Origin of the sequence: Thermomonospora sp. CIF 1 (genome assembly GCF_001896795.1) — a bacterium.
Classification (GTDB): Bacteria; Actinomycetota; Actinomycetes; order Streptosporangiales; family Streptosporangiaceae; genus Thermomonospora; species Thermomonospora curvata.
Window position 1 is genome coordinate 1 of record NZ_MOYN02000012.1, and the last position, 17,182, is coordinate 17,182.

General features: G+C 71.2%; 22 protein-coding genes. 14 read left to right on the forward strand and 8 right to left on the reverse strand.

The genetic code is table 11. The annotated features are described in order from the left end of the window. Together BUE48_RS05640 and BUE48_RS05645 are read right to left on the reverse strand one after the other, a co-directional pair. On the reverse strand, positions 1-227 hold a 227-nt coding region (locus tag BUE48_RS05640; RefSeq protein WP_286989171.1), incomplete at its 3' end, for a hypothetical protein. Next, complete coding sequence (locus tag BUE48_RS05645; protein WP_012851509.1) at positions 221-778, reverse strand: hypothetical protein; 558 nt, start codon at positions 776-778, stop codon at positions 221-223. The genes BUE48_RS05645 and BUE48_RS05640, both read right to left, overlap by 7 nt. 363 nt (positions 779-1,141) lie before the next feature. On the opposite strand from BUE48_RS05645, the gene BUE48_RS05650 reads away from it, so the two are divergent. Beyond that, positions 1,142-1,369 (forward strand): hypothetical protein, encoded by a 228-nt coding sequence (locus BUE48_RS05650; RefSeq protein ID WP_012851510.1) that lies wholly within the window; start codon positions 1,142-1,144, stop codon positions 1,367-1,369. Between the two features lie 123 nt (positions 1,370-1,492). Here the strand turns inward: BUE48_RS05650 and BUE48_RS05655 are convergent, their stop codons facing one another. The 3 genes from BUE48_RS05655 to BUE48_RS05665 form a co-directional block, all read right to left on the reverse strand. Then, a complete protein-coding gene (locus tag BUE48_RS05655; protein WP_012851511.1) occupies positions 1,493-2,590 on the reverse strand; it encodes a trypsin-like serine peptidase in 1,098 nt (365 codons plus the stop codon). A gap of 268 nt (positions 2,591-2,858) precedes the next feature. Continuing rightward, positions 2,859-3,533 carry a hypothetical protein gene (locus BUE48_RS05660; protein ID WP_286989174.1) on the reverse strand — a complete coding sequence of 225 codons (675 nt, stop codon included), beginning with the start codon at positions 3,531-3,533 and terminating at the stop codon, positions 2,859-2,861. A 16-nt stretch (positions 3,534-3,549) separates the two neighbouring features. Then, positions 3,550-4,563, reverse strand: a complete 1,014-nt coding sequence (locus tag BUE48_RS05665; RefSeq protein ID WP_286989175.1) for a class I SAM-dependent methyltransferase — start codon at positions 4,561-4,563, stop codon at positions 3,550-3,552. 140 nt (positions 4,564-4,703) lie between these two features. Here BUE48_RS05665 and BUE48_RS05670 point away from each other — a divergent pair, with 140 nt between their 5' ends. The 3 genes from BUE48_RS05670 to BUE48_RS05680 all read left to right on the forward strand — a co-directional run bounded on the left by BUE48_RS05670 (position 4,704) and on the right by BUE48_RS05680 (position 7,053). Then, positions 4,704-5,099: a hypothetical protein gene (locus BUE48_RS05670; protein ID WP_083789970.1), complete on the forward strand. Its 396-nt coding sequence runs from the start codon at positions 4,704-4,706 to the stop codon at positions 5,097-5,099. A gap of 224 nt (positions 5,100-5,323) precedes the next feature. Next, positions 5,324-6,193, forward strand: a complete 870-nt coding sequence (locus BUE48_RS05675; protein ID WP_041440980.1) for a crotonase/enoyl-CoA hydratase family protein — start codon at positions 5,324-5,326, stop codon at positions 6,191-6,193. A gap of 56 nt (positions 6,194-6,249) precedes the next feature. Continuing rightward, a complete protein-coding gene (locus tag BUE48_RS05680; protein WP_286989178.1) occupies positions 6,250-7,053 on the forward strand; it encodes a polysaccharide deacetylase family protein in 804 nt (267 codons plus the stop codon). Between the two features lie 92 nt (positions 7,054-7,145). Here the strand turns inward: BUE48_RS05680 and BUE48_RS05685 are convergent, their stop codons facing one another. Then, the gene (locus BUE48_RS05685; protein WP_012851517.1) at positions 7,146-7,391 is read right to left on the reverse strand and encodes a putative acetyltransferase; all 246 of its coding nucleotides are present in this window, start codon (positions 7,389-7,391) and stop codon (positions 7,146-7,148) included. Between the two features lie 113 nt (positions 7,392-7,504). Between BUE48_RS05685 and fdxA the strand changes: the two genes are divergently transcribed. From fdxA to BUE48_RS05725, 8 genes are all read left to right on the forward strand, one after another. After that, on the forward strand, positions 7,505-7,828 hold the full coding sequence (fdxA, locus tag BUE48_RS05690) for a ferredoxin (RefSeq protein ID WP_012851518.1): 324 nt from the start codon (positions 7,505-7,507) through the stop codon (positions 7,826-7,828). A gap of 294 nt (positions 7,829-8,122) precedes the next feature. Next, the gene (dapC, locus tag BUE48_RS05695; RefSeq protein ID WP_012851519.1) at positions 8,123-9,214 is read left to right on the forward strand and encodes a succinyldiaminopimelate transaminase; all 1,092 of its coding nucleotides are present in this window, start codon (positions 8,123-8,125) and stop codon (positions 9,212-9,214) included. A gap of 210 nt (positions 9,215-9,424) precedes the next feature. Beyond that, the gene (locus BUE48_RS05700; protein WP_012851520.1) at positions 9,425-10,036 is read left to right on the forward strand and encodes a DUF4178 domain-containing protein; all 612 of its coding nucleotides are present in this window, start codon (positions 9,425-9,427) and stop codon (positions 10,034-10,036) included. An 81-nt stretch (positions 10,037-10,117) separates the two neighbouring features. Beyond that, on the forward strand, positions 10,118-10,621 hold the full coding sequence (locus tag BUE48_RS05705; RefSeq protein ID WP_012851521.1) for a DUF2617 family protein: 504 nt from the start codon (positions 10,118-10,120) through the stop codon (positions 10,619-10,621). Then, complete coding sequence (locus BUE48_RS05710) at positions 10,618-11,019, forward strand: DUF4247 domain-containing protein (RefSeq protein WP_012851522.1); 402 nt, start codon at positions 10,618-10,620, stop codon at positions 11,017-11,019. Before BUE48_RS05705 ends, BUE48_RS05710 begins: the two co-directional genes overlap by 4 nt. Continuing rightward, entirely contained in the window at positions 11,016-11,849 is an 834-nt protein-coding gene (locus BUE48_RS05715; protein ID WP_286989181.1) for a hypothetical protein, read from the forward strand. The genes BUE48_RS05710 and BUE48_RS05715 overlap by 4 nt, the downstream gene beginning before the upstream one ends. Continuing rightward, the gene (locus BUE48_RS05720; RefSeq protein WP_012851524.1) at positions 11,849-12,295 is read left to right on the forward strand and encodes a DUF350 domain-containing protein; all 447 of its coding nucleotides are present in this window, start codon (positions 11,849-11,851) and stop codon (positions 12,293-12,295) included. The genes BUE48_RS05715 and BUE48_RS05720 overlap by 1 nt, the downstream gene beginning before the upstream one ends. A 244-nt stretch (positions 12,296-12,539) precedes the next feature. Beyond that, a complete protein-coding gene (locus BUE48_RS05725; protein ID WP_286989182.1) occupies positions 12,540-14,156 on the forward strand; it encodes a polyamine aminopropyltransferase in 1,617 nt (538 codons plus the stop codon). On the opposite strand, the gene BUE48_RS05730 is transcribed toward BUE48_RS05725, so the two are convergent. Further along, complete coding sequence (locus BUE48_RS05730; RefSeq protein ID WP_286989184.1) at positions 14,095-14,871, reverse strand: MerR family transcriptional regulator; 777 nt, start codon at positions 14,869-14,871, stop codon at positions 14,095-14,097. The genes BUE48_RS05725 and BUE48_RS05730 overlap by 62 nt on opposite strands. Before the next feature lie 81 nt (positions 14,872-14,952). Here BUE48_RS05730 and BUE48_RS05735 point away from each other — a divergent pair, with 81 nt between their 5' ends. After that, the gene (locus BUE48_RS05735) at positions 14,953-16,095 is read left to right on the forward strand and encodes an acyl-CoA dehydrogenase family protein (RefSeq protein ID WP_012851527.1); all 1,143 of its coding nucleotides are present in this window, start codon (positions 14,953-14,955) and stop codon (positions 16,093-16,095) included. Between the two features lie 133 nt (positions 16,096-16,228). Here the strand turns inward: BUE48_RS05735 and BUE48_RS24465 are convergent, their stop codons facing one another. Continuing rightward, the gene (locus BUE48_RS24465) at positions 16,229-16,846 is read right to left on the reverse strand and encodes an ATP-binding protein (RefSeq protein ID WP_353745272.1); all 618 of its coding nucleotides are present in this window, start codon (positions 16,844-16,846) and stop codon (positions 16,229-16,231) included. Between the two features lie 102 nt (positions 16,847-16,948). Between BUE48_RS24465 and BUE48_RS24470 the strand changes: the two genes are divergently transcribed. Beyond that, positions 16,949-17,173: a helix-turn-helix transcriptional regulator gene (locus BUE48_RS24470; RefSeq protein WP_148232935.1), complete on the forward strand. Its 225-nt coding sequence runs from the start codon at positions 16,949-16,951 to the stop codon at positions 17,171-17,173. The last annotated feature ends 9 nt before the right edge of the window (positions 17,174-17,182 follow it).

The window sequence follows — 17,182 nt, forward strand, 5'->3', positions numbered from 1 at the left end:
CCGCAGCCGAAGCCGCCGCTGCCGCCGCTGCAGGGGTCTGCCAGGGCCGGTGATCCTTGCAGGGCGGCCTCGCCGAGGACGGTGAGGGAGCTTGCGAGGATGATGGCGGCTGCGCTGAAGGCCGTGCGTTTCGTGGTGCGGCGGCCGGATGGTGCGGCGGGGGACGCCTTGTCTGCGGCTCGCGCAACGGTGTTGCGGGCTCTTGAGAGCAGTGGGCTGATCAGCATGGTTTGTCTCGCTTTGTGTTGGAGACCTTCCAGGCGCCGGATTCGTATGTGACGGCCGTGCGGTACTGGTAGGTGCCGCCGGGGCCGCCGCCGAGGCGCTTGCCGGTTTTGGCGGAGAAACGGTAGGCGGCCAGGGTGCGCATGCAGTCGACGACGTAGACGGTGTAACCGTCGTCGGAGCGGGCGTACACGCGCGGGTTGGAGATGTTGACGAAGCGCCAGATCACGCCTTTGGCGCGGGTGCGTTCGATGTCCTCGGTGAGAGTGGTGAGCAGGGGGTCGGTGGCCACCTCGGACAGCGGGGAGGGATCGTTGGTCTCGTACGCCTTTTTGTATGCCTTTTGGTAAGCGGCGTAGCTCTGCAGGACCTGGGCGTCGACCTGTTCGGTGGGCAGGGTGTGCGGGGCCGCCTGGGCCGCGTCGGAGGCGGCCGGGCGGGCGAGGCTGCCGGAGGGGCGGAACGTTCCCTTCCCGGAGGAGCCGGAGGCACAGGCCGCAGTCAGGCCGGTCAGCGTCAGGAGGCCGAGAGGCCGAACGAGCCGGGCGAGCATGCCTATCCCTGGTCGAGTGCGTGCCTGCGGAGCGCGGGGTACGCAGCGGAAGCTTACAGAAGCTTACAGAGACGCCTGTGACGGGAAAAGAGGATCGTTGCGTCCAGGCCCTTCCGGCGGTGAAGGGTTAGGTGGTTGTGACCTGCCGGGTCTTGGCGGGCGCGGCGGCGTCCGGGGCGTTACGGGCGTGATGCGAAGAATAGGGGAAGCCGGGGCCGGTGGTTTCCCGGCGTGAGGGAGAAAACCCGGGTGGAAACCGGTTCATCGGCCGGACCGCCCCGTAGCATGGGCGGACGCGGGGCTTGAGAGCGGTCGTGCGGCCGCAAGGCCCCGGATCGGTATGACGACATGGAGGGCCCGGTAATGAGCCGACGGCGGATCATCGCCATGGGGGGTGGGGCGGCGGCCATCGCCGCGATCACGATCGTGGGGTTCGCGGCAGCGAGCCAGGCCGGCCGCGCTCCCGATGCGCAGGAACCGGCACAGCCGGTGACGCATGAGGTGCAGCAGGATCCGCAAGAGGTCGAGGAGTACTGGACCGAGGAGCGGATGCGCAACGCCAAGCCGGCTCCCATGCCGGAAGTGAAGTAGTCGGCCGGGAGCCCGCTGAAGAACGCCTCGCACGAAGACACGACAAAGCGACGGGCCGTCGCCGGAGTGGTCCCCGGCGACGGCCCGTCTTTTCAGCTCAGCGGGTCGCGGTGAACGCGGGCCTCAGAGCTTGCGGACCGTCTTGTAGACGCTGGCCGCCGCCTTCCCGTGGTACGGGGAGTACATGTAGGTGTTGACCGTGGAGTGGGTGCTGTTGACACCCACGATCCGGCCCCAACCCTTGCTGTTCATCCCGTAGATCCACGGGCCGCCGCTGGCGCCGCCGCCCATGGTGCACTTGATGCCCAGGCCGATCGGCGCGTTGCTGTGGAAGCGGACACCCACGGTCTTACCGGTGCAGTAGTACATCCGGTGCCGCTGGGTCGGCTTCCCGGACGGCAGGAACACCATCGGGTAGCCGAAGAGGCGCATCGAGTAGGTGCGCTTCTTGTAACCCCAGTTGATGCCCTGGGCACCGGTCCGCGCCTGGATCCGCTTGCCCTTCCAGTTGCGGACGGTGAAGGCGGCCAGGTCGTACCCGTAGCGGCGGTTGACGTTCTTGCTGTTCACCCACTGCTTGGCGACCACCAGCTTGAGGGCGGTGTACTTACCGCGCGGCGCCTTGCCGTCGCGGTAGCCGGGCACGAACATGACGTTGGTGTGCCACTTGCCCTTGGGGCCGCCGCTGTGCAGGCAGTGCCCGGCGGTCCACACCGAACGCTTGTTGGGCGCGTTGACGACCGAGGCGCTGCAGACGTAGTCCTGGCCGTTCCGCTTGAAGAACACCCGGCCGGTCGTCTTGGCGATGCCGGAGTTGCGCTTGCTGGCCGGCCACTGCTTGGCCTTGATGACGGCCGCCGAGGAGATGCCGCCGGAGGCGGCCGCGGTGGCGCCGACGGGGGCGGGCGCCACACCGCCGGGGGCCACCGCCGCGTCGGCGGGGTCGACGGCGGCGGCCGCGGTGGCGGCGTTGTTCACGGTCTTGGGCACCGGAACGGGCTTGGCGGCCCGCATCCGCTTGGCGGTCCAGTACTGGAGCGTCGAGCTCGCGGAGACGTCGTTGACGGTGTGGACGACGACGTCGCTGGACGAAGGAGCGCTCGCCTTGCTCGCCGTGGCGGTCTTGTCCGGCCCGGCGGCGGCGAACGCCACGCTCGCGGTCGCGGCGGCCGTACCGATGACGGCGGCCGAGATGGCGATGCGGGGGGCTGAAAGACGCAAACTGCTGCCTTCCGTTTGAGACTGTTCGGAGCGGGGTACGGACGGAAAACCAAACAGGTTCTCGGCCAACTAGTCAAGCTGAAACCAAGTTGGCTATATCACTTTTGTGAAGTTTGTGGCTTTCTGTCCGAAATACTGAAGTGTGTGCGACCGGATCCGGCCGATCCGCGGATTCGGGCGACCGGATCGCCTCCGTTGGGCGATCCTTCCATATGAGGCCGGGTTCGACCGATCGTTCTCAGATGACGGATCGGTAAAGAATCATCTGCTACCGGCCGATATCGCGCACCAGGTCCAGGGCCAGCAGCAGGTCCAGGTGGATGAAGGTCTCCAGCTTGGCTCCCGGAGCGGCCGCGGGGTCGGCGGCGAGCTCCTCCAGCACGGCCAGCGCGGCCGGGCTGTCCAGGTCCTGCGCCAAGGCGGCCTCCGCGTCCGCGGCGTGCCGCCGGCTCATCGGCCTGCCGGGGGAGCGGGCCCACTCCGCCAGCAGGGCCCGCCAGCGGCCGAGCCGCGCCCGGGCATCGGCGGCCTGCTCGGGCAGCCGGAGCGGTTCGCGGTAGGGCGCGGACAGCATCGCCATGCGCAGCGTCACCGGATCCTCGTCGGCGAGCGACGACAGGGAGGACGGCTCGATGGGATGGACGAGCATCAGGTGCGCCGCTTTAGGACAGGCCGTTTCGGGCGGATCCTGCTCGGCCACCACCACCTGCGCGGACGCCGCGTCACCGGCGGGCACGTCCGGCACGTTGAATCCGGTGAGCGGCCAAGGGCGTGGGGGCGGCCCGGAACGGGTGAGGAGCGCGCGGCTGCGCCGCCGGGCGGCCGTGCGGCAGAGCACGTCGGCCGTGATGAAGGCGCGCAGCCCGGGCCCGTGCACATGGATGTGGAGCGGGCCCGGCGGCAAGTCCACCGCCCGGCCTTGGCGGGAGTCGTGAATCCGCACCGTCCCGTCCCTGCCTTCAGCCGTTCCGGTGCATGGCGGGCGTCTCCGGCGGCGGTCCGCCCGCGGGGGGACCCGCAGAAGGCGCGGCCTGCGGGTGCGGAGGCATGGCGGTGTGCATGTGGGGGCCGGTTCCGGGCGCGGGGCCTTGCTGCATGGCGGGCTGCATGGGAGTGACGTGCGGCGCGCTCGGCGGCTGCTGCGGAGGCGGTGGCGTGCCGGCCGACCCCCCGCGGCTCGCCGACCCGCCGCGGGGGCTGAAGGTGGGAGCCTTGCCGTCCGGTTTGCGCACCGCCGCGAAACGCAGCCGCACGTAGTCGGCCACCCACCCCGACTCGCGGCGCAGCGCGGGCGCGGCCAGTTCGTTGATGCGCGCCAGCAGCGGCTCGACGATCTCCGGGGGGACCTCTTTCAGCGCGCTGGCGGCGAACACCCGCACCCAGTCGGCGGCGCCGTTGGGTCCCTCGGTCATCAGGGTGGGACGGTCGAAGTACTCCAGCAGCCGCACCGTGAACCCGGCGGCCTCGAGCTTGGAGGCGTACTCGGCCGGGGTGGGGAAGTACCACGGCAGCTCCGGCTCGGCCAGCCCGAAGATCCGCCAGGCCGTCTGCATCGCGGCGATCAGCTCCGCGCAATTGCCGGCGCCGCCCATTTCGGCCACGAACCGCCCGCCCGGCCGCAGCGCCTTGTAGACCGCCTTGATGACCGCGTCGGGGTCGCGGGTCATCCAGTGCAGCGCCGCGTTGGAGGCCACCGCGTCGTAGGGCTCGCTGGTGGTGAAGTCGTGGGCGTCGGCGACCACGAAGGACAGCTGCGGGTAGGTCGCAGCGGCCTGCGCGATCATCTCCGGCGATCCGTCGATGCCCAACACCTGGGCGCCGCGCTCGGCGATGGCGGCCGAGAACACCCCGGTGCCGCAGCCCAGGTCGATGATGCGCTCGTCGGGCTGCGGATCGAGCAAGTCGACCAGCGGGGCGCCGTGCGCGGAGACGTACCCGAAAGCGGAGTCGTGTGTCGCAACGGCCCAGTTCACGTTCGTAACTTAGCCGACAATGCGAACAGTTGAACGAGGGTTGGCCAAGGGTATGCCCGACTCGGGCGAGCCCGTTACCCGCAGCGTTCACCGAACGACGTTCGGTCGCTGAAAGAGCCGGTACGGTGCCTGCCATGGGCATGCAAGGCCGAACTCACGGCGAGGTGACGATCGCCGGCCGGCAGACGCCCGAGGGGCTGACGCTGGTCACCCGGGGCCTGGCCGAGCGGGGCCTGCCGGAGCTGGCCGTCACCGGCCTGCCGCTGCTGCTGGGCCGGGGCTGGGCCAGGCTGCTGGCCGCGCTGGCGGTCCGCCTGGCCGCCTGCGGCGGCGACCCGCCCGGCGACCTCACGCTGACCCCCGATGATGTGTCGGCGATCGGCGCGGCGACCCGTCCCGGCTGGTCGAGCCTTACCGTCGGGCTGGCCCGCGACGGCGACCGGCTGACCCCCGTGCCGCCGCCCGGCTACGACGGCCCGCCCGAACGCTGGTACGCCGACGCGGTCACCCGGGTCTTCCCGACCCTCCGCGGCTGAGGCGGGCACGTCCCCTGAGACGGCACCGAACCGAACGCTCCCAGAACCGGGGGATACGTAATTAATAAGGGCGCATGGCGCCTGGAACCCCGCGCGCCGCTCCCCGGCGATTGCCGAGCGGAGAGGGGGAACGGATGGAGGGCCGGGCCTCCTCGAGGAGCCCGGGTGACGGGCGTGTCTAGAATCACATTCTGTTGCTGGTGGTGCAAGGAGAGGGCCGCGACGTGACGTACACCCAGATCGACTACAAGGTCGCCGACCGGATCGCGACGATCACGCTCAACCGCCCCGACCGGCTGAACGCCTTCACCTTCACCATGCGCAACGAGTTGCTGGACGTCTTCGACCGGATCGACGCCGACGACGAGGTGCGGGCGGTCGTGGTCACCGGGGCGGGCCGGGCCTTCTGCGCCGGCGCCGACCTGCAGGCCGGCGGCGACACCTTCAACAAGGACAAGAGCCTGGAGATGTTCGGCGGCGACGACCTGCTGGAGGACGGCACGCCCCGGGACGGCGGCGGCACCGTGGCGCTGCGCATCGCCCGCTGCCTCAAGCCGGTCATCGCCGCCTTCAACGGCGCCGCCGTGGGCGTCGGCGTGACGATGACGCTGCCCATGGACATCCGCCTGGCCTCGGAGAAGGCCAAGTTCGGCTTCGTGTTCGCCCGCCGCGGCATCGTCGCCGAGGCCGCCTCCAGCTGGTTCCTGCCCCGCGTGGTCGGCATCTCCCAGGCCATGGAATGGGTGGCCACCGGGCGGGTGTTCGACGCCCGGGAGGCGCTGGCCGGACGGCTGGTCTCCCGCGTCTGCCCGCCCGAGGAGCTGCTGCCGGCCGCCTACGCGCTGGCCCGGGAGATCGCCGACAACACCTCGGCGGTGTCGGTCGCCGCGATCCGCCGCCTGATGTGGTCGGGCCTGTCGGCGTCCTCCCCGTGGGAGGCCCACCGCGCCGACTCCCGCCTGATGGCGGAGCTGGGCGCGGCCCCGGACGCCGCCGAGGGCGTCACCTCCTTCCTGGAAAAGCGCCCGGCCGCCTTCCCCATGCGCGTCAGCACCGACCTGCCGCCCCAGGTCCCCGACTGGCCCCGGCCCTGACCCGCGGCCCCGGCGGGCGGGGCATTCCGCCGGGGCGATGGGGCATTCATGGGGGTATGGCATCAATCAGGCAGCTGGTCGCCCTGGTCGCCGCCGGAGGCGGAGCCTGGCTGTTACCGGGATGCGGACGGGCCGAACGGGCACGGCCCGCGGCCGAGTGGACGCAGGCGCCGGGCACGGCCGCGCTCCCTTCCCGGCGGGCGCCGCGCGAGCCGTACCAGGGGGAGACCGTCGACTGCACCCGGGCCAAGTGCGTGGCGCTGACCTTCGACGACGGCCCCGGCCCCCACACCGCCCGGCTGCTGGACCACCTGGCCCGCGCCCGGGCGCGGGCGACGTTCTTCGTGGTCGGCGCCCAGGCGGAGGCGAACGCCGCGCTGCTGCGCCGGATCGTCGCCGAACGCCACGAGCTGGGCAACCACACCTGGTCGCATGCCCGGCTGACGGGACTGCCGGCGGAAGGGGTGCGCCGGGAGGTGCAGCGGACTCAGCAGGCCGTGCACCGCTGCACGGGGGTGCGCCCGAGGCTGTTCCGCCCGCCGTACGCCGTCACCGACGCCCGCGTGGCGCGGGCGGCCGGGCTGCCGCAGATCATGTGGAGCGTCGACCCGATGGACTGGCGCGCGGCCGACCCCGAGCGCACGGTGCGCGCGGTGCTGCGGGACGTCCACCCCGGCGCCATCGTGCTGCTCCACGACACCCATGCGCCGACCGTGGCGGCGGTCCCGCAGATACTGGCCCGGCTCGAACGCCGGGGATACCGGTTCGTGACGGTGTCGGAGCTCTTCGGCGGGACGCGGCTGCGGGCGGGCCGTACCTACCGGCAGGCGCCCGGCCTGCTCCCTGTGAAAACGCCTTGAACGAGCCGACGCGCGCCGGACCGTCCCTCTGCCCCGAGCCGGGAACGTTCCGGCTCTTCGTTCCTGAAACGCCGTCCGGACGAACGCCCCGTTCAGGACCTGCGGCGGGGCGGGGGAGGAGGCGGGACCACCTTGCCCGCCACGACCGCATCGCGGGGCACCTCCACCAGCTCGCCGCTGCGGCGGCGGACGGTGAGCACCCCGCCGCTCCACGATTCGAGAACGCCCACGATGTCGCTGTACTCTCCCGTCGGCAGGCGGCGGCGCAGCGAGACCCGCCGGCCCACGTCCGCCTGCGTCAGGGAGACCACGAATCGTGCGGCGAAACGGGCCGACATCTGGTGCCCCCCAAGTCGAATCGACGATCCCCCAGCCGCAATACTAGGTGGAGCGAGCTTGCGGTGAGCCGTGGCGCACGGCGGGGCCGGAAGAACCCGAGAGGAGTCACGACGTGACCTACGTCATTGCGCAGCCCTGTGTGGACGTGCTCGACAAGGCGTGCATCGAGGAATGCCCGGTCGACTGCATCTATGAGGGCAAGCGCCAGCTCTACATCCACCCGGACGAGTGCGTCGACTGCGGTGCGTGCGAGCCCGTCTGCCCGGTTGAGGCGATTTACTACGAAGACGACATCCCCGACCAGTGGAAGGACTTCTACAAGGTCAACGCGGAGTTCTTCGACGACCTCGGCTCACCCGGCGGCGCCTCCAAGGTCGGGAAGATCGACAAGGATCACCCGTACGTGGCCGCGCTGCCCCCGCAGAACGCCGACTGAACCTTTTTCAACACGCCGTCTCCGCAGGTCGAGACGGGGCCTTGCAGCCAGGGCGGCGCCGTGACCGGCGACGTCGCGGCACCGGAGGTCACCGGGGCTCCCGTCCCCAGGGCCGTGGACCAGGCGTTGAAAAGGATTCACTGACGGGAACGCTGCAAAAGCCGAGCTTCACGGGCATCGCGGGACACCCCGCGATCGGCACGCTCACCGGGCCATCGGGCCGTGGCCTGTGCGAGGGCCACGGCCCCGTGGCGGCACGAGCCCGGTGAACGACGAGACCTAGAGAGGGGCTGCGTGTTCACGCTCCCGGACTTCCCCTGGGACCGGCTGGCCCCGTACAAGCAGATCGCCGCCCGGCACCCCGGCGGGCTGGTGGACCTTTCGGTCGGCACGCCCGTCGACCCGACGCCCGAGCCGATCCGCCGGGCGCTCGCCGAGGCGGCCGACGCCCCCGGCTACCCGCAGACCTACGGCACCGCGGCGCTGCGCGAGGCGGCGGCCGGCTGGCTGCGCCGCCGCCTGGGCGTGGCGGGGGCCGACCCGGCGGCCGTGCTGCCGGTGATCGGCACCAAGGAGCTGGTGGCCTGGCTGCCGACGCTGCTGGGCTGCGGCCCCGGCGACCGGGTGGTCTTCCCCGAGCTGGCCTACCCCACCTATGACGTGGGCGCCCGCCTGGCCGGGGCCGAGCCGGTCGCCGCCGACGGGCTGCTGCGGCTGGGACCGCTGCGGCCCAAGCTGCTGTGGATCAACTCCCCGTCCAACCCCACCGGCAAGGTGCTGCCGGCCGAGCACCTGCGCAAGGTGGTCGCCTGGGCCCGCGAGCGGGGCGTGCTGGTGGCCAGCGACGAGTGCTACATCGAGCTGGCCTGGGAGGACGACCCGGCCAAACAGCCGGTGTCGATCCTGCACCCGGAGGTGTGCGAAGGCAGCCATGAGGGGCTGCTGGCGGTGCACTCGCTGTCCAAGCGCTCCAACCTGGCCGGTTACCGGGCCGGGTTCGTCACCGGTGACCCCGCGCTGGTCAAGCGGCTGCTGGAGGTCCGCAAGCACGCCGGCATGATGGTGCCCGCCCCCGTGCAGGCCGCGATGACCGTGGCCTACGGCGACGACGCCCACGTGGACGAGCAGCGGGCCCGCTACGCCCGCCGCCGCGCCGTGCTGCGGGAGGCGCTGGAGCGGCACGGCTTCCGCATCGACCACTCCGAGGCGTCGCTGTACCTGTGGGCCACCCGGGACGAGCCCTGCTGGGACACCGTCGCCCACCTGGCCGAGCTGGGCATCAGCGTCGCCCCCGGCGACTTTTACGGCGCGGCCGGATCCCGGCACGTCCGCGTCGCCTTCACCGCCACCGACGAACGCATCGAGGCCGCGGCGCAGCGCCTCTGAGACCGAATCGAAATCGGGATTTCCCCATCCGGTATCGGATGTGTGTTGCGTCCGGTCCGCGGAGGCTCAGTAGGATCTGCGCGCTGGGTGTTGATCCCTTTCCGCACCGTCGCCATGGGAACGCGGCAACGCCGGACGGACCCGCGTCCCGCCGGCGCCGGTCGGTGAGGGGAGCAGCGGACCGACTTCCGGCGCGTGGAGGTGTGGAGCATGCTGGCCGCGGTGGTCGTGCTGCTCGCATTGATCCTGCTCGCCCTGATCGTGCTCATCGTGGTGCTGGTGCGCCGCCAAAGCCCGCACGAGCCGTCCCCGCAGCCCCGGCCCGCCCCCGCCGACCCGTTCGCCTCGGTGGGCGAGACGGCCGGCGACCCCCGCGCCCTCAAGGCCGGGGACATGGTCGAGTACCTGGGCACCCGTTACTTCGTGCGCGGCTCGGTGCGGCTGCGCGAGGGCGGCTACACCTGGAGCGAGCACCTGCTGGACGCCGACACCATCGAAGGCACCAAAGTGTGGCTGTCGGTGGAAGAGGACCCCGACCTTGAGGTCATCTGGTGGACCGAGGCCGACGTCGGCGACCTGCGTCCCGGCAGGCCCACCCTGACCTTCCAAGGGGTGGAGTACCGGCGTGAGGAGCACGGCACCGCCGAGTACCGCACCGAGGGCACCACCGGCCTCGGCGACACCGGACGGGTCGAGTACGTCGACTACGCCGCCCCCGGCGGGCGCTACCTGTCGTTCGAGAGGTTCGGCGGCGGCGCCTGGGAGGCCGGCACCGGTGAACGCGTCCCCGCCGGGACCTTGACCATCTACCCGGGGAGCTGAACGGCCGTGCACACCGACGCACCCCGGGCCGGCGGGGCCATGACCGCACCCGCGCACCGCGCCGGAGGCTGACCGCCGACCATGCGAGCCACCCTCGACGCCCCCTACCGGGACACCCGGGCCGACGCGCTGTCCTTCGCCCTCGGCCTGGAGCCCTTGGACGCCCTGGCGGTGCTGCCGGTGCGGCGCGGCGGGATCGACGTGGAGATGCGCCTGCTGGGCGCCTCCCACCAGGTCTTCGCCGGGCCGGTCAGCGAGACCGTCGCCTGCCTGCCCGGCCGGGCCGGCCCGCTGCCCGGCCGGATGCGCACTCAGGTGGACGGCTGGGCCTACGACTTCGGCGCACAAGTGCACACCCACGGCACCGATGCGGCGTTCACGGCGGCGGTGCGGCACCTGTGCGCCGCTCTCGCCGACCGGGACGACGCCCTGGTCGGCACGTTCCCCGGCTCGCCGCACGCGGTGACCGCCCTGGCCCTGGACGGCGATCCGCACGCCGGCACGCTGGGCTGGCGCACCTGGCACGCCTACCCGCAGACCCGTCAGATCGTCGTGACCCGCACCCTCCTGGAGGTCGCGCTGTGAAACATTACGTGGGCGGCGGCCTGCTGGTCCTGCTCGGAGCGCTCGTCGTGGTCGGCGCGCTGGCCGGCGGGAACACCTCGCCGCGCGGCTGGATCGGCGCGCACTACGCCAAGATCGCAGACGGCGCCTACCGGGCCCCGGAGCCGCCGACGAAGGTGGCGGCCGCCCTGTCCGGCAAGTTCAGACCGACGGACCGGGTCTACGACCCCTCCGGGGTGTTCCTGCGCTACCCGGACATGATCGTGGCGGTGCTGCCCGACGGCAAGGGCAGCCGGGTGCTGGTGGACGATGTCGAAACCGGCTACCGGCGGCACCACAGCTCGGTCGGCGGACGGTGGGGCGGGCCCGGCGGGCGCGCCTCCATGTTCCGCGGCGGCGGACCGGGAGGCGGCAAATGAGCGGTCCGGCCAAGTACGCCAAGTGGGAAAAGATCGGCAACCGTCTCTTCGTCTACCTGTTCGTGATCTCGGTGTTCGTGCCGATCGTCTACCTGGCGTTCAACGCCACCAGCGATGACGGGGACGCCACCGTCTACACCGGCGGGCTGTTCGACCGAGATGGGGCCGCTCACCTGGTGGACCGGCTGCGCACCGCCGCCGACGCCCAGGGCATCTGCTACGGCTGGGCGATCGACACCGACCTGCCGGACTTCCGGTCCTCCTACCCCGACACCGGCGCCGTCACCACCCCCGCCCCCGCCCCGACCCTCTCGGCGCCGTCGGAGCTGGAACAGCGGCTGCGGGAGCTGGAGCGGCAGGCGGTCCTCGACCTGGAGCCCGATGAGGACGTGGGCTCCAACCTCGGCGCCGGCGTCGACGCCCGGCGGGACCCGGTGCGCTGCCCCCGCTGGGTGGTGTTCACCGCCGACTACTCCTACAGCTCCTACGAGGAGGAGTGGACAGCGGTGAGCACGCGCATCGAGACCAACCTGCCGCTCACGCTGGACGCCTCCGACCTGCATGCCGCCGGGATCACCGATGACGACCTGCTCGGCATGCGGCCCTATGCCCGGCTGGCCGACGCCATCGGGGCGCTGCCCATGATCGTGGCGGAGAAGGGCGCCGCCGACCCGGTGCCCGCCCCTCCGACGCGGATCCCCTCGGCCGGGGACACCGTCTCCCCGCCCGGCATCGGCCGCTACATCTGGATGGGAATCGGGGGTCTCCTGGTCGCCCTCGGCCTGACCTGGATCATCGTCGCCGCCCTACGAAGCCGGAGGAGTGCCTGATGCTGAACACCATCGTCGAGGAAGGCGGCGCCGCGCTGGCGTACGGCGCGGTCGGCATCGCCCTGCTGGCCCTCGGCTTCCTGGTGGTCGAGGTCACCACCCCCGGCAGGCTGGGCCGGCAGATCTGGAGCGAGCACAACGCCGGCGCCGCGCTGATCCTGGCCGCCAAGCTGATCGGGCTGGGCGCCATCGTCACCACCGCCATCGCCACCAGCGAAGAGGGCCTGGCCGACGGTCTGGTGAGCACCGCCGCCTACGGGGTGCTCGGCATCATCCTCATGACGCTGGCCTTCTACCTGCTGGACCTGCTGACCCCGGGCAAGCTGGGCGCCATCGTGGTCGGCCGGGAGGGCCGGGCGCCCGCCGACCGCATGGCCCCGGCCTGCTGGGTGGTGGCCGCCACCGATTTGGCCATCGCCGCCATCGTCTCCGCCGCCATCGCCTAGCCCCCCGTCCCGTCTCCGCCGCGGCTGCGCCGTGAACCCGGCGGGGGAGCGGCCGCGTGCGCGGCTCTTTGGGCGCCGCCCGGGCCTGCTGCGGATGTGACGGTGGACTCGGGCGGCCGGTCCGGACGGTCCCGCCACGGCCGCCGGGCCGGATGCGGACTCCGGGCCGCCGGCCTCCCGGAGATGGAAACCGCATGGTGATCGGGACGGATAGCCTTCCCCCGATGCAGGAAGGGGATGCGGCGTGACCACTGACCAGGCCGAGTCCGAACGGGCCGAGCCGCAGGAGGCGGACCGTCCGGCGGTCGGGATCCGGGCGGGGGCGGCCCGGCTGCTGGTGCTGGCGGCGGTGTTCGCCTGCGCCGCCTGCGGGCTGGTGTACGAGCTGGCGCTGGTGGCGCTGGGCAGCTACCTGATCGGCAACGCCGTCACCCAGGCGTCGATCGTGCTGTCGGTGATGGTCTTCGCCATGGGCGTCGGCTCGCTGGCCGCCAAACCCCTGCAGCGCCATGCGGTCATCGCGTTCGCGGCGGTGGAGGGCGCGCTGGCGCTGCTGGGCGGGCTGTCGGTGCTGGGGCTGTACGCCGCCTACTCGTGGCTGGGCGTGTACGTGCCCGTCCTGGTGGTCGTGGCGTTCACCGTGGGCGTGCTGATCGGCGCGGAGATCCCGCTGCTGATGACGCTGCTGCAGCGGATCCGCCGCCAGGACGCCGGCAGCGCGGTGGCCGACATGTTCGCCGCCGACTATGTGGGCGCCCTGGTCGGCGGGCTGGCGTTCCCGTTCCTGCTGCTGCCGTTCTTCGGCCAGATCAAGGGCGCGCTGCTGGTGGGGGCCTGCAACGCGGTGGCGGGCATGGCGGTGGTGCTGTGGCTGTTCCGCGGCCAGGTGCGCCGGGCGCTCCGGGCGGCGCTGTGGGCGGGCATGGCGGTGGTGCTGGCGGTGCTCGCCGGCACCTACGCGCTGGCCGACCGGTTCGAGGTCTCCGCCCGCCAGGCCCTGTACCGGGACCCGATCGCGCTGGCCGAACGCACCCCCTACCAGGAGATCGTGATCACGAGGGCGCTGCGGCTGTCGGGCCGCTCCGATATGCGCCTGTTCCTCAACGGCGACCTGCAGTTCTCCTCGGTCGACGAGTACCGCTACCACGAGGCGCTGGTGCACCCGGCGCTGGCCGGCGCCCGCGGCCGGGTGCTGATCCTCGGCGGCGGGGACGGCCTGGCGCTGCGCGAGGTGCTGCGCTACCGCGACGTCCGCCGGGTGACGCTGGTGGAGCTGGACCCGGCGATGATCCGCCTGGCCCGCACCTACCGGGAGCTGGCCGAGCTGAACGGCCGCGCCTTCGACGACCCGCGGGTGCAGGTGGTCAACGCCGACGCCTTCACCTGGCTGCGCCGCCTGCCGCCCTCCCGGCAAGGCGCCTTCGACGCCGTCGTCGTGGACTTCCCCGACCCCGACGACGTGCCCACCGCCAAGCTGTACTCGCTGGAGTTCTACGGCCTGCTCCAGCGGGCGCTGGCCCCCGGCGGCCGGGTCGTGGTCCAGTCCGGCTCGCCGTTCTTCGCCCCCCGCTCGTTCTGGTCCATCGAGAAGACCATCCGCGCCTCCGGCATGGCCACCGTCCCCTACCACGTGGACGTGCCCAGCTTCGGCGACTGGGGCTATGTGCTGGCCGCCCCCGGCCGCACCGCCCCCGCGCTGCGGCTGGACCCGTCGGTGCAAGGCCTGCGTTTCCTGGACGAGCAGGTGCTGCGGGCCGCCGCGGTCTTCGCCAAGGACCTGCGCCGCACCGACGTGGAGGTCAACACGCTGGTCCGTCCGAAGCTGATCGACTACCACCGTCAGGAGTGGCAGGACCTTTAGCCGGGCGGTCGTCGTCGGCGGGGACGGAGCGGCGGATGGCGCGGTCCACGGCCTGCTGGAACGAGGTGACCAGGGACTGGATCATCAGCGGTTTGAGGCGGGCGGCGACCTCGATCAGCATCTGCCGTTCCTGGGGCTGGCGGCCCCGTTCGCGGTAGGGGCGGACCACGGTCTCCTGGAAGTTGCGCTGCAGTTCTTCGGCCAGGGCGGAGGTGTGGCGCTGGACGGCCTCTTGGGAGGCACGCAGCGTCTCCAGCGGCAGCGGCAGCTCGGCCAGTTCGGCGCTGACCCGCAGCAGGCCGGGGCTGATCACGCGGACGCGGCCGGCGGGCAGTTCCTCCACCACGCCCAGCGCGGCCAGCCGTTTGATGGTCTCGTCGTCCAGGTGGCGGCCGGCGCGGCGGTCCAGCTGGTGGCGGTCCATCTCCTCGGGGCGGTCGGGCGTCCACGGTGACAGCAGGGCCCGCTGCAGCGCCAGGTCCTCGGGGGTGGCGTCGTCGGGGATGCGTTCCAGGTGCCGTTCGATGGCGGCCAACGTCAGCCCCAGCGACTGCAGTTCGCGCACCAGCTCCAGGCGGGCCAGGTGCTCGGGCCCATACAGCCCGGTGCGTCCGCGCAGGCGGGGCGGCGGCAGCAGGCCGCGTCCGGCGTAGTAGCGCACGGTCCGGACCGACACCCCGGCGCGGGAGGCCAGCTCGTCCACCGTGAGCTCCATACGCCCCTCCCTTATGCGACAGTCCTGGTGTTACATTAACTCTGCATCAGAATTCACTTACATGTTGAGGAGACCCGCCGGATGGGACAGGAGATCTTTACCGAGGAGCACGAGGCCTTCCGCGACATGGTGCGCTCCTTCATTGAGAAGGAGGTCGCCCCGTACCACGAGCAGTGGGAGAAGGACGGCATCGTCTCCCGCGACGTGTGGCTGGCCGCGGGCCGCCAGGGGCTGCTCGGCATTGAGGTCCCTGAGGAGTACGGCGGTGGCGGCAACCCCGACTACCGCTACTACGTGATCCTCAACGAGGAGCTGGCCAAGGTCGGTGCGCACGGCCCCGGCTTCGCCGTCCACAACGACATCAACGGCTCCTACCTGCTGAAGCTGTGCAACGAGGAGCAGAAGCGGCGCTGGCTGCCCGGCTACTGCTCCGGTGAGATCATCACCGCGATCGCGATGACCGAGCCGGCCGCCGGCTCGGACCTGCAGGGCATCAAGACCACCGCGATCAAGGACGGCGACCACTACGTCCTCAACGGCTCCAAGACCTTCATCTCCAACGGCATCCTGGCCGACCTGGTCATCGTGGCCGCCAAGACCGACCCCTCGGCCGGGGCGCGCGGGGTGAGCCTGCTGGTGGTCGAGCGCGGCATGGAGGGCTTCACCCGCGGCCGCAACCTGGAGAAGGTCGGCATGCACGCCCAGGACACCGCCGAGCTGTTCTTCGACAACGTGCGGGTGCCCAAGGAGAACCTCCTCGGCGAGGAGGGCATGGGCTTCATCTACCTGATGCAGAACCTGGCCCGCGAGCGGCTGTCCATCGGCACCTCCGCGCTGGCCGGCGCCGAGGCCTCCTTCGAGCAGACCCTGGAGTACTGCAAGACCCGCGAGGCGTTCGGCCGTCCCATCGGCAAGTTCCAGCACAACCGGTTCGTGCTGGCGGAGATGAAGACCGAGCTGACCGTCGCCCGGGCCTTCACCGAGCAGTGCATCCTCAAGCAGGTCAACGGCGAGCTGACCGCCGAGGAGGCGGCCATGCTCAAGTACTGGAACACCGAGCTGATCAAGCGGGTCGTCGACCGCTGCGTCCAGCTCCACGGCGGCTACGGGTACATGCTCGAGTACCCCATCGGCAAGGCCTACCAGGACGTGCGCATCCAGACCATCTTCGGCGGCACCACCGAGATCATGAAGGAGATCATCGGCCGCTCCCTGGGGGTCTGACCTGCACTCGTGACCGGGCGCACGGCACCTGTGCCGTGCGCCCGGCCGTTAAGGCGCCGCTGGACGCCGAAATATGCTTTTCGGCTTGTCTGTGACCGTTGAGCTGGAATTTCGCGCCTTCGCGCGATCGCGCTCATCGGTGAGATGAGCGAAGCGGCATTGAATCTTCTTCAGTGAGCGTGGGTCTCGCGGACTTGCAGGACGAGGGCGGTCTGGGCGACATACTCGTCCCACTGCGTACCCGTCCCACTGCGGGCGGCGGCGCAGCTCGTACAGGACGCACCGGTTTTTCAACCGGGCGATCGCGTGTTCGGCCGGGCCGCGCGGCCGAGCGGGGGCGAATCTGAGGGACGAGCGGGCATGAGAGCCCAGACGATCTTGCCTTGGCCGGTGGCGGCGGGACGGGTGCCGGCGTCCCTGGCGTAGGCCGCGATGATGGCGAGGCCCCGGCCGGACTCCGATGTTTCGGAGGCCCGGCGGGGGAGGGGTCCCAACACTCCAGGAGCGGGGACCCGTTTTCAACGGCGCAGCGAATGCGGATGTGGCGGCCTCGGGCGGCGGCCACGGCGTTGGTGACGATCTCGCTCATCACCACCATGGAGTCGTAAATGACCTCACGGTCGTAATTCCACCTGGTAAGGGCGTAGCGGACCATCTCACGGGCCAGGACCACCGAGGAGGGCTCGGCGAGCAGAGTCAGGCGGACGTCCGGAGCGTCGGAGGCCGATGAGGACTGGGCGATGGTGTTCATGAAGCCGTCCTGAGGTCGGGGAATTCTCCCTCACTCTCGGTGTTCTCTGGCTAACGTGTGGTGCATTGAATGCAATGCAATACACGTACGGATGAGCGATGAGTGTCAGGGAGACCATCGACCCGAAGTCTTCGCTGGGGGGCCTGGTTGGCTTTTGACCTGTGGTTTTACCGGACTCAGAGAGGACTTTCGCCGGCCCAGACCGCCATGATCGTCAACGTGACGCGAGGGACTGTATCCAACTGGGAGGCGGGCCGTCTCCGGCCGGCTGAGAAGTGTCTGAAGCGCCTTGACGAATCCTGGAACACCGGAGGCCACTTCGAGTGACTTCACCTC

Excerpts from the sequence above, each read along its gene's own strand:
- BUE48_RS05670 (WP_083789970.1), top strand. The coding sequence starts at position 4,704 with ATGCAAGGCCGAACTCACGGCGAGGTGACGATCGCCGGCCGGCAGACG.
- BUE48_RS05700 (WP_012851520.1), top strand. The coding sequence starts at position 9,425 with ATGCTGGCCGCGGTGGTCGTGCTGCTCGCATTGATCCTGCTCGCCCTG.
- BUE48_RS05720 (WP_012851524.1), top strand. The coding sequence starts at position 11,849 with ATGCTGAACACCATCGTCGAGGAAGGCGGCGCCGCGCTGGCGTACGGC.
- BUE48_RS05645 (WP_012851509.1), bottom strand. The coding sequence starts at position 778 with ATGCTCGCCCGGCTCGTTCGGCCTCTCGGCCTCCTGACGCTGACCGGC.
- BUE48_RS05730 (WP_286989184.1), bottom strand. The coding sequence starts at position 14,871 with ATGGAGCTCACGGTGGACGAGCTGGCCTCCCGCGCCGGGGTGTCGGTC.
- BUE48_RS05685 (WP_012851517.1), bottom strand. The coding sequence starts at position 7,391 with ATGTCGGCCCGTTTCGCCGCACGATTCGTGGTCTCCCTGACGCAGGCG.
- BUE48_RS05735 (WP_012851527.1), top strand. The coding sequence starts at position 14,953 with ATGGGACAGGAGATCTTTACCGAGGAGCACGAGGCCTTCCGCGACATG.
- BUE48_RS05680 (WP_286989178.1), top strand. The coding sequence starts at position 6,250 with ATGGCATCAATCAGGCAGCTGGTCGCCCTGGTCGCCGCCGGAGGCGGA.
- BUE48_RS05705 (WP_012851521.1), top strand. The coding sequence starts at position 10,118 with ATGCGAGCCACCCTCGACGCCCCCTACCGGGACACCCGGGCCGACGCG.
- BUE48_RS24465 (WP_353745272.1), bottom strand. The coding sequence starts at position 16,846 with ATGAACACCATCGCCCAGTCCTCATCGGCCTCCGACGCTCCGGACGTC.
- BUE48_RS05715 (WP_286989181.1), top strand. The coding sequence starts at position 11,016 with ATGAGCGGTCCGGCCAAGTACGCCAAGTGGGAAAAGATCGGCAACCGT.
- BUE48_RS05650 (WP_012851510.1), top strand. The coding sequence starts at position 1,142 with ATGAGCCGACGGCGGATCATCGCCATGGGGGGTGGGGCGGCGGCCATC.